The organism is Lutispora saccharofermentans, from assembly GCF_024363565.1.
Classification (GTDB): domain Bacteria; phylum Bacillota; class Clostridia; order Lutisporales; family Lutisporaceae; genus Lutispora; species Lutispora saccharofermentans.
Genome location: NZ_JAJEKE010000002.1, coordinates 32,837 through 47,732, shown reverse-complemented (window position 1 = coordinate 47,732; position 14,896 = coordinate 32,837). Strand labels below are relative to the sequence as shown.

Genomic DNA, 14,896 nt, shown 5'->3' with positions numbered 1-14,896 from the left:
CGTTTAATCCGGCTTATTCAGCTATATCAACATTAGCCGGCTGATAATACAAATGATCCTCATAAGAGCCCAGCTTATTATTGCTTCCTGTTTCCTTATCAGATATCTCCATGGCCGCAGACCAGGCCTGGGATATGTTTTCCATAATGTTCAACACCTGCTCCATAATCTCTTTATCCTTTTTAATATTGGCCTCGATGAGCTTTTCAGCGCAGAAGCCGTACAAAGCCTCCAGCTGATCTGCAATGATCCCTGCCTTATAGTTGATCCCTGCTCCGAGCCTTTCCAATATATCATTGCAGCCCTGCAAGAGGTAATTTGAGCCTACTGCATCTCCTTCTTCCAGAGCTTTTATCGATGCCCTCAATTTTTCTAAAAATGCCTGATACAAAAGAGAGGTCAGCTCCTGAGGCTTCATATCCATTATTTCCTGCTCTTCATATATTCTCAAAATCACACCTCCAAAATCATACATATAATGTATCGTCAAAAACCCGCCTAATCTTTACATTGATTTCATCGCAAAAAATCTTTATTAGCATCTCTGTTATGTTGACTGATAACGATTGCAGAGCTTCAGTGCAGCAGCCCGACCCTAATCCTGAGCTCTGAGTTCTAAAAAACATTCTCCATTCTTTCGATCAGCAGCAATATCTCGGCTATTACAGAATAGAGCTGAGGAGGCACGTTCTCTCCCAGATCCATATCTATGAGCTCTGCCACCAGGCTCATATCCTCCTCTATGGGTATGCTCCGTTCTCTGGCCATCTCGATGATCTTTGCCGCTACCAGTCCCTTGCCGCTGGCCGTGACCGTCGGAGCACCGTCACCGATGCCGTCATAATTCAAAGCTGCAGCCATAGGCCCCGATCTGGCTCTTTTTTTTACTTGGTTGATATTCCTGTAAATCATATTTTTATGTCAAATCCTTTCTTCATAGGATTGATTGAATTTGCCGCTGTGTTGATCATACGGCTTGAAGTCATCTGCTTCTCTTCTTCTTTGGCATTGAGCCTTGCAAAGCCGATGTTGCTTACTTCATAGCCCAATTCCCTCAAATTCTCCTTGAATCCCATGAGCAATGGGCTTACTCTCTCCTTTAAATCGTCTCTATCGTTTTTCACTGTAATGCTGAGATTTCCCCCTGAGGCTTGCAGCAAGACACCCGTCTCACCCAATTTTTTTGTATCTATGAGGAAAAAAATGCTGCAATTCTGCCAATCAAGCTTTTTCTCATCTTTTTTCGAATTGATATATACTTTCATATCGCTGACATTTCCGTTGATAGTCAAAGGCAGTGCGAAAAACATGGTCTGCAGCGGCCCGTTATCTGTCCTGTTCAATAATTGGCTTCCTGTAACCTTTTGTGCCAGCTCAGCCATAGGATTGCCCTTTTCAGAAAGCTTGAAGATCAAAGATTTGATATTATTGTGCAGTTCCTCTTCCCTGACATTCTCTCCTGCAAGGAATCTGGCAGCCTCTCCTTCGTGATCGCCTCCCAGCATTCTTAAGGCTTCATACACCTTCCTCGGTGTATAGTCCTCTTGAGAAAAGTTTTGTGTCAAGCCCTTCAGAGCAGTCTTAAGCTTGTTTTCAGGACTTTTACCTTCTTCAAAGCCCTCCTTTAAGCTTGCAAAGTGAAGGACCCTCGTATTGGAAGGCTTCCAGTTCAATGATTCAATGGTGGTCTTTACTTTTTCCACCAGCTTGCAGGCCTTATCATATTCGCCCGCATCCAGGAGCGTTTTTGCTTTTTGGAGCTGACTGTCTGCCTTTACCAGTTCTTTTTCCAGCTTCATATCTGCAAATAATGCTATATCGCTTTTTAGTATAGCTTTATCCAATGAATCGATGGTCTTTTGCAAATCGATCCTTGCATTATTGATACCGGAGGCTCCCGACTCCTTTATATGTCTCACAGCCATATCCAGATTATTTGCTACATCCCTTTTGAGCTCTTTGAAGCTTTGGCCCGCCGCTTTAAGCCTTGCGGTCACTTCCGTGACCATATAATTCTTCCCGCTCAATCCGGCGGTGCCCAGCACTGAAGCTATATATTCCTGCTCTGCCCCTTCCTTCATCTCAAAGGTTGAAGCTATGCCGCTTTCTCGGGTTTTATGCCCCGTCTTGCCCGCACCTTCCTCTATATCTTCTTCTGCAGCATCCTTCAATGCCTTTATTATTATCTTCTGTCCCAGATCATCCATCCTGTAGGCTGCAGCCTGACGGCCCTCATTAGCCGCCTTCGTTAAGATGATTTTGGCTCTTGGGCTCATATCCGAAGCTGCCGATTCCAATAAGTCGCATATTTTGTTCAAAGATACTCCCTGGGCCAATAAACTCTTAACCTCTTCCGCCAGGCTTCCTATGTCCTTTGCGACCGTATTTTCAAAGCTGATGCCATAATCCTTTCCCAGCTCCTTTATGATCTCACCGACCTCCCGGCCGAACAAAGCCTCATGCACCAGCTTCAAATTGGTCATATTTATATCCAGTTCCTTGCTCAAAAGGTTCTGTATGACCTGAATTTTATCATCAAGGCTGCCCGGGAATTTGTCCATATAAGTCTTCAATATTTGTACAGCCTCTTTATCAAGGGGCACATCCTTCCCGAATATGGCTTCCAGAGCCTGTCTTATTTCCGGAGGCAAAGCGCTGCTGTGATTCTTAGGAATGCTCACCGTTTCAGCGGGGCATTGCCCTTCGCTGCTTTTTATGCTTGAAGCCGTCTTGGCCCCATCAAGCTTCGCTTCGCTGCCTTTTTGCTCCTGAACCGTGCCGTATATTTTAGCAATATCGTTAGATATTTTCATCTTCATCACCTCTTTATCTGTCTGTTAAGTTTATCGGCAACATGAGACAAAAAGTGTATACATTCCCTTGAATTTTACTGCAATAACTCTAATTAATCTGTTCTGCTGACTGATATAAGAGTGCAGCACTGAACTAATTCGCCCTAAGACCCACACCGCTATAGGCGGCGTGTGCCTAAGTGCGACTAAGTCCAGTATGGACTCGACTAACATTTAGTGGAGTTTCAACTCCACTAAATGAAGTCTCGTTCAATGTGAAGGGGCTTAGAGTTTGTTAGCGAAGTCAAGGTGAATTGCGACACAGGAGCAAGAGAAGGTGCCCTGGGGCAATAGGAAAAGTTGCGTCAACTGTTTGAGCCTAAGCGAGTTTTGACGCAACCCTATGCAAGCTTACAAACTCTTAGTCTTGGAGCTTTCGCAATCGTTATCAGTTAGCACAGCAGATATATTTCCAAACTGTTAAATCAAAGTTTTGCAGTAAAATCAATTAATAAAGGAGTGAAAATCCTTCACTCCTTCAATATGCCGAACAGTATGATCTTTTCTATTTCCTTCACTGCATTATTGATATTCAAATTGCTTTTTATAAGGAAGTCATATTCAAAAATAGCCCTAAAGGATCTTTCCAGAATGAGGCTGAGCACTTCCACGTTTATGTCTTCCCGCAGCTTGCCTGATTTTATACCATCATTCACGAGCTCCTTCATCAGGTCCAGCTTGAACTTCATCTGCTCCTCTATCCGCTCCCAGTCCTTTGGATAGTACTTTTCTATATCCTGCAAAATATCCAAGGGCATCTTATATTTGTGATGGGAAAGGAGAGCCGCATTGATCTTGCCCAGCAGTGTCTCTTCCTTTTCAACTGCTTCCAGGGTTTTATTGTTATTATCCTCTATGCTCAGCCTTATGAATTCGCTTACGATATGATCCTTGCTGTCAAAATACTTATAAATGGTCCTCTTGCTTATGCCCAGATCTTTTGCTATATCGTCAACAGTAAATCTTTTTACTCCGTAGAGGTTTATATATTTTGAAACAGATTCGATTATCCTATCCTTCAATTCTGATCACATCCTGTCAATATGCTAAAATAATGATATCACATATTTTGCTTGAATTTCAATCATCCGTCATATCCAACTATGAGCTTATAAATCGATTCTGCTCCGAAATCCAATGCTTCTACGGGTATCCTTTCATCAGCGCTGTGTATGAGCCTTGAAAAATCTATGTCATTTTTGAGGATCATAGGCGTGAAGCCATAGGTTTGTATGCCCAGCTTTGAGAAAAACCTGGCATCCGTGACGCCGCTGACTATAAAGGGAATGGGTATGGCCTCTCTATCCCCCGCCCTTAAAATAGACCCCAAAATCTCGAACATGCCCATGTCGATCCTTTCCGGCCCTCTATCATAGGATAAAATCTGCAGTTCTATATCTCTCCCGATCAATTTGCTCAACTCGTCCATAATATCCTCCGGTGCAAATCCCGGCAGTATCCTGCCGTCAAAATCCAGCCTTATCTCACCGGGAATGACATTTATCTTTTCCCCTCCTCTGACTATCGTAGCATTTACGGTATTGTGAAGCACCGGATCAAACATCCTGCCCTTATCCCCCAGCAAGTCAAGGACTTTATCCGTCAGCACAGGGTTCAAAAGCGACTTCAATACAATGTTTGTCGGAAAGCCCAAATTTGATGATAAGGCTTGGAGCATCATTTTCGCAGAGGAAGTTATGTGAACAGGAAGCCTGCTTCTATTGAGCCTGGCCAAAAGCTCTCCAAGCTTTGCCATGGCTCCATCCTTCACAGGCATGGAGCCGTGGCCTCCCTGCCCCTTTACAGTCGCCCTGATGGCACATCTTTGTTTTTCCGCCACCATTATAGGGTAAAATCTCTTGCCGCCTATAGGCATGGTAAAACCGCCGATCTCTCCTATGGCGTACTTAATATTTTTAAATAGATCAGGATAATTATCCACTATATATTTGGCTCCGTATATTCCGTCGTTTTCCTCATCACATACGATGCACAAGACTATATCTCCAGAGGGTATAAAACCTTCGGATTTAGCTCTGAGAACGGCAGATATCATCATCGCAACCGCACCCTTCATATCCAATGCACCTCTGCCCCATACATATCCGTCCTCAATAACCCCTTCGAAAGGCGGGTGCTGCCATGCCTGATCAGCCGCAATGACCACATCCACATGGCCGTACATGAGAAGAGGAGGCTTTGACCCATTGCCCTCCAGCCTGGCTATAAGATTAAGCCTCTCGCCTTTGTCTCCCAATATTAAAGAATCTATCCCGGCTCCTTTCAGCAGCTCATGTATATACATTATGCACTCTGCTTCGTTTCCCGGAGGGTTAGTGGTATTAAATCTTATGAGCTTTTGCAGCAGCTCCTCAATTTTCATACATTCCATTATTTTTACCCCCGCGCTAATCCAATATTTTTGAACTGTTTTTGGGCAGAAGCCTCATATATAGCAGTTTCTCAAGCCGTTCCAGCTCCTGTATATCCGCTTCGGAGAAAGCATATGGATTCTTGCCCGCCCTGATATCCGCCAAGGTCTTTCTGAGGTCCAGTATTCTATAATCCGTATTTCCGTTTTCCATGGGCTTGAAAAGTATATATATGGGCAGTGCCTTGAGCCCGGTAATTTTGGTAATTTTCGACCCCTTATCAATGCCCTTTGATATTTCAAGCTTCAATAGCAAGGCAAGCCTTGAGTTTTTGCTGAAAAGGTTCAAAGAAACAAGCTCACCCAGCGAGTAGATGATGAAGCCATCCTTTTCCCTTTTATCATAAGGGTCAAAGAATCTGTATTTCTCCATAGGCTGGGCTACATGGGCATGTCCGCCCAAGATTATATCCACCCCGCACTCCATGATCCTATGCCCCATATCGATGACATTCTTTATCGGATAAGTCTCAAACTCTATGCTCCAGTGAAGCATTGCCGCGATCATATCAGCTCCCTTTTCTTTTGCCAGCCTCACATGCTCTCTTATCAGTGATATATCAGTCTCCGGCTTGTTCAGCCTTATCAGATTGGTCATGTATTCCTTCCCCGGTATCGTATCCTCTCCGTTTAAGCAGTATGTATAGGATATAAAGGCTGTTTTTATGCCATTTTGTTCTATTATCGGAATATCATTTTGTTCTTCCCTTGTCCTTGCCGTCCCCACATGAGGATATCCCTTAGAATCCAGGAAGTCCAGGGTTGATACTACGCCATGCTCCCCTTGGTCCAGGCTATGGTTGTTTGCAGTAGAGAAGAAGTTTACACCCCTGCCTTCATCTATAAACCTTTCAAACATTTGGGGAGAAATGTTGAGCTTGGGAGCCGTAAGGCACATGGCCGGCACCCCCACAGGAGGCCTCTCAGGAACTATCGGCGCCTCAAGATTAGCGCATACTATATCCGCATCGAAATAAAAATCTCTCACATCATCCCATAGGTGCTCAGTATTGTCAGGAAATATCATCTCCGACGCGCTTAAATCTCCCCCTGCAGATATGGTGATCCTGCTTTCCGCATTAAAAAGCTCACCTTCCGTGAAATCCAGATCCTGGTTTGCAAAATATTCTTCTATGCCTTTGCCCTTCTCTGCCCTCTCGATCTGCTTTACTACGGACTTATAACCCCACCAAAGCTTTTCACTCATATCCATATATCTGAAATTATCTTCATACTCTTGAGAATATTTATATTTATCGCCTTTTATAAAGCCTAATACTTTTAAGAAAGCCTTAAGCAACGCAAACTTCAATTCCATAATGCCTTACCCCCATAACTTCTATTATTCATCTGCTTTGATGAGATCCCTTTTATATAAAAACTTTGCCCCTAAAACCGATGCCAAGACGCAGACAGGAATTGTTATTGCAGTGGGCAATCCGGGAACCAGACTGAGCGACACAGCCGCAACAAGGGGAGCTACAGCCAGCTTCCATTCCTTGAGGATATAATATGCTCCTATCGAACCGAACAAAGCAGGAAGGACCTGTTCAAAGGCTGGCTGGATTATAGGATTGTTGAGCTTTGCAGTTATCGGTGCTATAAGGATAATTCCCAGGATTATTATTATCTCGCTGGCTATTACGGAGCCTGCGATGGCTATCGTTGATATTATATCCCCTTCTTCCGTTGAAGGCTTTACATCTACAGCTTCCATGCTTATGGCCGCGCTTGGGATCTTCATGTTTGATATATTCCCCGTCAAATAAGACATATACATTGCGCTTGAGCCCAGCATAGGAGAAAATGTGAGTATCTCGACAACTGATACAGGTATCATAACCGCCGAAATACTGATAATACCGCTGATAAGGTTATTCAGCGGAGGTATTATTCCATATGCAAGCCACAGGATAAATGGGGGCAGAAATGTAAGCAAAAGCCCGATGATGAGAGTGCACCTGCCGATCATATGTACTTTGCTTTCATATGCAGTTTCCCTCAAGGCTTTATCATCCAATCTAATCATCAAAAGTACCTCCTAAAACAAATATGAGAACAAAGCAGTGCATGCCATGGCCCCTATCATGCTGAGAGCAAGGGCGAATTCTTTAAGCCAGTTCTGCTTGAGCTTGACGATTATCAAAGCCAAAACCGTCATTATCGATGCCCCGCATAATAAGGTCACCAGAGGAAGCCCGCCCTTTGTAATGGGATCGGCAATAAAAATGCAGAAGACTCCCAGAAAAGCCGCATTCATCAAAACAGCCCTCCATTTTGGGTCGGCACCAATATTTTTTGTGTACCTCTTTTTTATCCTTTTCAGTAAAAAAGCAACCAGGGAAACCGACCAAACAGATCCTATGCACATGATCCATACGGACGCTGAGAATACCTGGCTGTTGTATCCTGCTCCGCCAAGGCTGTCCACGCCCATGGCTTTAGCCCCTATTCCTGCAGCCATAAGCTCATAGGGTGCGGATCCTATGACGGAAAGCCTGATCCAGGGAATGGGCACTCCTAAAACAGGGACCATCGTTATTAAAGCAACTATAACTGCAATAGTCGGTACTATGGTTGAAATAGCACCGGTTCTGAATGCCCTTAGCATCTTAGCTTTTGTCAGCCCCAGCTTTAACCCTTCATTGTAGGCAAGTCTGAAAAATAAAAGTGACTGTAAAACGATAAAAGTAATCATTATTGCGCCGCAAAAGAAAAAAATTTTATTATTCGCTATCTGCAAATAATCTTTCATAAGCGACCTCCTCTCAATATAGCTGGTAAACAATCTTATTTTGACTTATTAAAACTATTTCAGTTTCTCCAGTTTCATTACAATTATATAATTGTACGAAAATTTTGTCAACAGCTTATCCCTCCATATTTTTGCTTTATCACTGCAAATTGAAAACCCCTGAGATTTAGGCGAGTGTTCATAAGGATACTTTGTGAACACTCGCCTAATAATGCGGGATATAAGGCGGACAGTTTCGGTGTAAGCTTTGTATATTTCTTAGCCTTTTCAATAAATCTGTCCACATTGGTAAGGGGGTTTTTAAGCTTTTCCATTCTCGCTTCTGCCTTTGGGATGCTTTCTCGCAAGGATTTTTGCTCGGTAGTGTACTCACCGGACAGGGTTCTGTAGTGCTCATCGGGTATGCAGCTAAGCACATTATCCTGCCTTGCAAAATGGGTTACACGCTTTAAGTCATCCAAAATAACCGCTGCAAGCTGGCTTTCTCGGATGTAGTGAGAGGAGCAGGTTTCTTTGCCAAACCTCTTGTAGGTGGAACAGGCGAAGTTGTTTTTGCTTTCATCCATGGCATGAGCACGATGTAGCACCAAGGGCTTTCCACAGTCCGCACAAAATATCAGCCCAGAGTAGGTGTTGGGATCCTCCATATTTTTTCTTGGGCGCTTTTTATGCTCTCGTACCTCGTGAGCAATATCCCAAAGTTCTTGACTTATAATATTTTCATGGGTATTTTTAAATCTTAGCCATTCAGACTCAGGACGAATAATTTGCTTTTTGTTTTTGTAGGATGCGGTTGTGTGCTTCATGCTAACCGTGTGCCCCAGATAGGTTTCATCGTTTAAGATATTAACAATGCTGTTATCTCTCCATCTGAAAAGTCTGGTGGTATCCAAGTTAGCAAGAGCAACTGTTGATGATAAAATAGAATTGACAGTTCTCTTCCTGTAAATGTAAAAGACCATCAAATCTACTGGAAATTTTCTTAATTATCTTCACTTAGTCTATGCCTCAAAAATAACATGTCAATAAGGGAAATACACATCAACGATAGACAAGCTGTCAAATCATAGAGTTCTTCTGTATAATCTATTTAGATTATACAGAAAGGAGCTTGCACCTTGAAAACAGAAGAAGGATGGAAGATGTATATAGACATTAAAATCAGAAAAGATGGCAGTAAAAGCTCAAGTAAGGGATATATCGGAATATGCAAAAATAATGAATAGCGAAGTTGGAGGATGATAATTTGACCCAGAATATAAGACTCTAGATGAATTTAATCTATCGGAGCAGCAGTCTTTAAGCCAGCGCCAATTAAATCAGTTAAAGGAGCTTACATGGTTGGAACAAGGCTATAACATAATTTTTTTAGGGCCTCCCGGGGTTGGAAAGTCACATTTATCAGTAGGCATTGGAATAGAAGCAATAAATAAGGGATATAAAGTGAGATTCATATCCATGGCAGATTTGGTTCATATTATTAAAACACAAGAATCTCAAACGTATCTAGAAATAAAGTAAAAAGAATTATAGAATCTGATTTACTAATAATCGATGATTTGATGTTTATGGCAATGGAAAAACAAGAAGCGAACCTGTTTTTTCAATTGATTAATAAACTCTATGGTCAAACCTCAATAATTATAACACCTAATACAGGTCTTGAAGAATGGGGAGAACTGCTAGGCGATGCTGCAATAACCACTGCTATTTTAGATAGGATTATTCATAAATGTGAAATAGTCAATTTTTTTAATGATGACAGCTACCGGATTAAGCATCGTCAGTCAATATTTGGAGACAAGTCTATAAAAGGCCAAACCCCATAAATGTAATTTTTTAGCTGATCCTCACAACTTTTCCCTCAACCACCTCAACACGATTTTCTTGCAATAGCAGTTCAAAAGCCTTATCCATTGCCAAAGAAATACTTTGTGTCATGCGATTATAGTGATAGGCTCTGGCTGTTTCGGCACAAAGTGTTTCTTTCGTTGCACCGATACATTTTTCAAGAACAAGTAGCACTGCTTCGGCTAATTCCTCTTTTGATACATAGTCGATTTTTCTCGTATTGTCCTGTCGAGGAGAAACTTTATCATAGTTTTCCGGGAAGAAAAAATCTCCCTTTCTAACAATCTTGCGACCAAGTTTGTTTAGCCCATAATCCACTTCTCGCTTTACCTTTACGGTTGCCTTTTCATTTCCAAGCAGTGGAGCGAGTTCTTTGCAGAGCAAATCATAGTGAATAGGAAACTTTTTATCGACAACTTCCGTAATGCAATCCTCTATGGAAAGATATCCGCTGTAATTGCGAGGTAAATTTGAAAAAGAAACAGCATTTTCTTCTCCAAATCCATAGGGATTTCGTTGTTCCTCGGCGGAAATTGTTTTCTTTTCTATCGAAACAAAATCTTCTGCTTTGGGTGTACTTGTAATACCCATATTCTCATAAGGAATGGCATAGTTTTTTAAGGCATCTTCAACTGCCTCAATTAACTTTTCGCCTTCGGTAACAGGGTCTTTTATCCAGTCTGTTGACCAAATACGATAAATCTTCCAGCCCATTTGTTCAAGGACATCTTGACGCAGACGGTCACGCTCTCGCGCTGTTCTTGCAGAGTGATAGGCCGCACCATCACACTCAATGCCCAAAACATATTGCCCACTTAAGGTTGGGTGCTTTACAGCCATATCAATTCGATAACCGGAGCAACCCACCTGTGTACCAAGCTTGTAGCCCTTTCTATCAAGGAAATTATAAACCGCTTTTTCAAACGGAGAATCGTGTTCCACAATATCACTTTCTGTGATTTCACGAGAAAGTGAAGTAACTCCATTGATGGCAAAATCAATATATGCCCTCAGTAGTTTGGGTCCATCGGATGTGATTTTATCTGTATCAATATCGGTTGGTAAAATTGAACCCATAAGCTTGACATTATACTTTGCACGAGTGATCGCCACATTCAGTCTGCGTTCGCCACCGGATTTGCTAAGTGGACCAAAGTTCATTCGAAATACACCACTTACATCTTTTGCGTAGCCGATGCTAAAGATGATGGTATCTCGCTCGTCACCCTGTACATTTTCGAGATTTTTAACGAAAAACGGTTCTTCCTTATCTTCATTAAAAAATGATTCAAACATTTGGTTTTCCATACGCATTTTTCGAATAGCAGTGTCAATGGCTTGCTGCTGTACCTCGCCAAAAGCGATAACACCAATAGAGCGATTAGGATGCTTTTTGAAATGCTCAAAAACAATCTCAGCCACTTTTTTTGCCTCTATAATATTTCCTTTTTTACCACCTCTATCATAAAAACCTTCTTTTACATATACATATTCGACACCATTATCTGAAATTCTGTCCACATTCGATGGGAAGGTGATTAAGTTGTTTTTATAGATTTTCGCATTGGAAAATGCGATTAAATGCTCGTGTCTACTGCGATAATGCCAAAGCAATGTTCTTTCCGGCAGAAGATTCGCCTCGTCCAAAATAGATTCATATGCATATCCGTCATCTTCTTCATCATCATCGGTATCGTAATCCACATCTGATAACGAAGCTCCAAAAAAGTTTGTAGGTGGAAGCTGTTTGCTGTCACCTGCAATAATGACTTGCTTACCTCTTGAAATAGCTCCGATGGCATTTTCGGTGCATACTTGTGATGCTTCATCGAAAATAACCGTATCAAATTGATAGGTTTCTGCCTCTAAAAACAAGCTTACGGAAAGCGGTGACATCATTAAGCAAGGCTTTAAGGTAGGTAACAAATTGGGAATTTGCTGAAACAGTTTTCTGATAGGCATAATTTTTCTGCGTTTTGAGAGTTCTCGCTTTAAGATGCTTATTTCATCTACTCCACTTGTAAAATGACCAAAGGAAGGTAAATCATTGATGAGTTTACTTTTAATTCTTGCTTTGGCAATTTCAAATTGCATCTTGTCTAAGGAGGAAAATTCACTGATTGTATTTTCTTGGTTAATTCTTCTAAAATTTAAAATAGCAGGGTAATTCGGTAGAATTGCATCTAACCATAATCTGAAAAATCTCTTTTGAAACACAGGTATGATATAGCTCGGAGAAAGCTTTTCTTCTTCTATTTTCTCGATATATTCGGTCAAGCCTTCTGCTTGGCAATTCTTTTTTGCATTTCTGAAATCAATCCATTCCTCTAATAAGAATAAACCATTGTTGCATTGGTTTATTCTGTCAACCAAAATGGAAAATTCCGTTGCTTTCAAACTGCCGGCATCATCAAATAATTTTGCAAACCAATTTAGCTCTATATCAATATCTTGAATCATCTGCGTTAGGCTTTGCTCGTGGTTTTTGCAAAGGTCTACAATCTCTTTATCTCCACATATTTTTTCTACAAATTCTTGATTGAGATTGTTTTCTTCTACTAATATTCGGAATGTTGCCCCCCAAGATAGGGCATTTCGAATATTATCCCATGAAGTATCAAGCCCATTATATAAAAATGAATAATGAGCAATTAAATCGGATTCCATATTGTAAGACTGTAAAGCAATATCATGCAAATGATTTAAGGTTGCAATGCTTTCTTTTAATGTTGTGTGCAACAGTAAACTGTATTCAATCTGCTGAAAATCTGTATTCTCAAAGCAAAAATCATCACAAAATGTACTTTTGAAGCAAGTGCAGTTTTCTTGCAACCACTCTTTGGCATCTGCAATTTCCTTTAACGAATTAATAGCAGATAGAATAATCTCATCGCTGATTTTCGCAGACATATTTTTATAAAGTGATTGCATTTGTTTTTTGTCTGCCTTGTAGCTACTTTTGAAATGTTTCAAAAAGGATGTGTACTCTGTTCGATATCTTCCTAAAATAGCATTGTAGTCTATATCGAAAATTTCCTTTTCAAACGCACTTAACAGTTGGTCTTTCGTAGTATTGATGAAAGTAACTTTTTCTTTGGTCTGCGACTTTTCGCTTATCAGTTTATCGTAGCTTTCAACGCTATCAATACTACATAAAAGCTTGTTTTCTTTTAAGTAAGAGTCAAGCTGTGCCTTCTCTTTTTTAATAGCAGTGTGCGATTGCAAGGTGTCCATCTCTGGCAGATGAATGTTTTTGTCTAAACTAAATAAGGCATCGTACTGCGCAGATAGCGTGTTTCTTGTTGTGTAGAACTTGTTTTTTAGGTTTTCACATTCTGAAACTTCATCAAATAACGGTGAGATTTCTCCGCCAAAAATCCACTGAACGGGTATGATGGGGGAGTCTTTTGAAATTTTTAATATTTCCACTGCTTTTTTCATAGCAAAGTAAGCGAGGGGCAAAGTAAGCGACAAATCTCTTTGCAGCTTTTGAAATTCGTTTTGATGCTTCTCTAATTTTGTAATCAGCTTAGGTAGTGTTGCACCAATATCATGTCGCAATTCATTGGTCACACTTTGAACATTTGCACCGCGCCAAGGGTTTGCATCGTAGTCCTCGGACATTTTTCCGATGCTATTTACGAATTCTGTCAGCACATATATGTATCGGCTATATCGGCTCAAATCTGCATTTTCAACACTTTCAATAGAGAAAATAATATCTTCGTATTCATTTAAGTTGGCAAGAATACCATTTACTTCATAAATAGATTTGCCTAACGGCTCCACTTTTTCAAAAAGCTCATTTGCATATTGATTTAATTTTTTTCTATCTCTTTCCAAGGTGTCCAATTTTAAATATGCCTCATCGCTGAGTTCTGCTTTGTTCTTTGCTAAATTTAGCACCGTTTCAAGCTGTTCTAGAACAGCTTTTTTGTTTGCTTTATGGCTGTGCAAAACAAGGCAGAAATCATTAAGCCCTGCCGAAGTTAATCTTCTATGAACTACATCCAATGCAGCCATTTTTTCTGATACAAATAATACTTTCTTGCCCTCAGCTAAACACTCGGAAATAATGTTGGTAATGGTTTGGCTTTTGCCTGTACCAGGAGGACCTTGCAATACAAAGCTTATGCCTTTTTTGGCACATAAAATTGCATCTTGCTGACTGGAATCGGCATCTACAACTTGAAAAATATCAATCGGTTTTGTCTTGGTGTCAAAATCATAGTCGTTGATTTCCTCAGGAATTCGATTAGAAGCAGAGACATCTCCACTAATTGTTCTCACAATGGGGTTGTTTATAATACTGTCCTTATGTTTAGACAAGTCATTATACATATTGATTTTTAAGAAAGATAACAAACTAAGACTGGTTTCTTCTATTACCTTCCATTTGTTATGAGCAACCAATGTGCTTATCTGTGCAAAATATTCCCTCAAATCATCTTCTTCATTAAATTCGGGTAAAGATATTCCGAAATCATTTTCAAGTTTATATTTAAAAGTAGGATTTAAAAGTATTTCATCTTCGTGTAACGAAAGAATATATGGTGAGGAAATGGATTCGACAGTAAGAGTGACCGGCACTAAAATCAGCGGAGACCTAAAGAATTGTTCACTATCTTTTGATTCGCTCCACTCTAAGAAACCAAAAGATAGGTATAAAACATTGATGCCCTGTTCTTCTGTTGCTGTTTTTGCCTTATCTCTAAGATTTCGAAGTGTCTTTTGCATATCCTTGATACTTTGATTGGTTTCTACACCATCAAATAAAGATATTTCCTCCTCATCTTCGATATTATCATAAAAAGGGAATTCCAAAGGCTTTTCATCTTTAACAAAACTATCCCAAAAATCGTAGACCTCGGGTGTTGTAATGCGCAATGTGGAGCGTTTAGTTTCCTTGTAATTGATTAGCTTGTTTCTTTTTCCTAAATCGAGTAATTTGTTTTTCCAAATTTCAATTTTATTTTCAATATTGACTGCCATATCGTTTCCTCCAAA

At 40.6% G+C, this 14,896-nt stretch carries 10 protein-coding genes and 1 pseudogene; 1 reads left to right on the top strand and 10 read right to left on the bottom strand.

Annotated elements, in window-relative coordinates:
- Positions 1-13 precede the first annotated feature (13 nt).
- The 9 genes from fliS to LJD61_RS03160 form a co-directional block, all read right to left on the bottom strand.
- The gene (fliS, locus tag LJD61_RS03200; RefSeq protein WP_255226070.1) at positions 14-451 is read right to left on the bottom strand and encodes a flagellar export chaperone FliS; all 438 of its coding nucleotides are present in this window, start codon (positions 449-451) and stop codon (positions 14-16) included.
- Between the two features lie 164 nt (positions 452-615).
- Positions 616-912: an EscU/YscU/HrcU family type III secretion system export apparatus switch protein gene (locus tag LJD61_RS03195; protein WP_255226069.1), complete on the bottom strand. Its 297-nt coding sequence runs from the start codon at positions 910-912 to the stop codon at positions 616-618.
- A complete protein-coding gene (locus LJD61_RS03190) occupies positions 909-2,813 on the bottom strand; it encodes a hypothetical protein (protein ID WP_255226068.1) in 1,905 nt (634 codons plus the stop codon). The genes LJD61_RS03195 and LJD61_RS03190 overlap by 4 nt, the downstream gene beginning before the upstream one ends.
- A gap of 509 nt (positions 2,814-3,322) precedes the next feature.
- Positions 3,323-3,874 (bottom strand): TetR/AcrR family transcriptional regulator, encoded by a 552-nt coding sequence (locus LJD61_RS03185; protein ID WP_255226067.1) that lies wholly within the window; start codon positions 3,872-3,874, stop codon positions 3,323-3,325.
- A gap of 62 nt (positions 3,875-3,936) precedes the next feature.
- Entirely contained in the window at positions 3,937-5,244 is a 1,308-nt protein-coding gene (locus tag LJD61_RS03180) for a M20/M25/M40 family metallo-hydrolase (protein ID WP_255226066.1), read from the bottom strand.
- Between the two features lie 16 nt (positions 5,245-5,260).
- A complete protein-coding gene (locus LJD61_RS03175) occupies positions 5,261-6,601 on the bottom strand; it encodes a CapA family protein (RefSeq protein WP_255226065.1) in 1,341 nt (446 codons plus the stop codon).
- Between the two features lie 24 nt (positions 6,602-6,625).
- The gene (locus LJD61_RS03170; RefSeq protein WP_255226064.1) at positions 6,626-7,312 is read right to left on the bottom strand and encodes a hypothetical protein; all 687 of its coding nucleotides are present in this window, start codon (positions 7,310-7,312) and stop codon (positions 6,626-6,628) included.
- 12 nt (positions 7,313-7,324) lie between these two features.
- Positions 7,325-8,038 carry a DUF5058 family protein gene (locus LJD61_RS03165; protein ID WP_255226063.1) on the bottom strand — a complete coding sequence of 238 codons (714 nt, stop codon included), beginning with the start codon at positions 8,036-8,038 and terminating at the stop codon, positions 7,325-7,327.
- A gap of 107 nt (positions 8,039-8,145) precedes the next feature.
- Positions 8,146-9,000 (bottom strand): recombinase zinc beta ribbon domain-containing protein, encoded by an 855-nt coding sequence (locus tag LJD61_RS03160; protein ID WP_255226062.1) that lies wholly within the window; start codon positions 8,998-9,000, stop codon positions 8,146-8,148.
- A gap of 289 nt (positions 9,001-9,289) precedes the next feature.
- Between LJD61_RS03160 and istB the strand changes: the two are divergent.
- A pseudogene (istB, locus tag LJD61_RS20655) lies at positions 9,290-9,867 on the top strand (IS21-like element helper ATPase IstB); the annotation flags it as partial.
- A 10-nt stretch (positions 9,868-9,877) separates the two neighbouring features.
- Here istB and LJD61_RS03145 read toward each other — a convergent pair.
- A complete protein-coding gene (locus tag LJD61_RS03145; RefSeq protein WP_255226060.1) occupies positions 9,878-14,881 on the bottom strand; it encodes a DUF4011 domain-containing protein in 5,004 nt (1,667 codons plus the stop codon).
- Between the last annotated feature and the right edge of the window lie 15 nt (positions 14,882-14,896).

Bases quoted from the DNA above. Each gene is read 5' to 3' on its own strand.
- LJD61_RS03195 (WP_255226069.1), bottom strand. From the start codon at position 912: ATGATTTACAGGAATATCAACCAAGTAAAAAAAAGAGCCAGATCGGGG.
- LJD61_RS03190 (WP_255226068.1), bottom strand. From the start codon at position 2,813: ATGAAAATATCTAACGATATTGCTAAAATATACGGCACGGTTCAGGAG.
- LJD61_RS03180 (WP_255226066.1), bottom strand. From the start codon at position 5,244: ATGGAATGTATGAAAATTGAGGAGCTGCTGCAAAAGCTCATAAGATTT.
- LJD61_RS03175 (WP_255226065.1), bottom strand. From the start codon at position 6,601: ATGGAATTGAAGTTTGCGTTGCTTAAGGCTTTCTTAAAAGTATTAGGC.
- LJD61_RS03170 (WP_255226064.1), bottom strand. From the start codon at position 7,312: ATGATTAGATTGGATGATAAAGCCTTGAGGGAAACTGCATATGAAAGC.
- LJD61_RS03165 (WP_255226063.1), bottom strand. From the start codon at position 8,038: ATGAAAGATTATTTGCAGATAGCGAATAATAAAATTTTTTTCTTTTGC.
- LJD61_RS03160 (WP_255226062.1), bottom strand. From the start codon at position 9,000: ATGGTCTTTTACATTTACAGGAAGAGAACTGTCAATTCTATTTTATCA.
- LJD61_RS03145 (WP_255226060.1), bottom strand. From the start codon at position 14,881: ATGGCAGTCAATATTGAAAATAAAATTGAAATTTGGAAAAACAAATTA.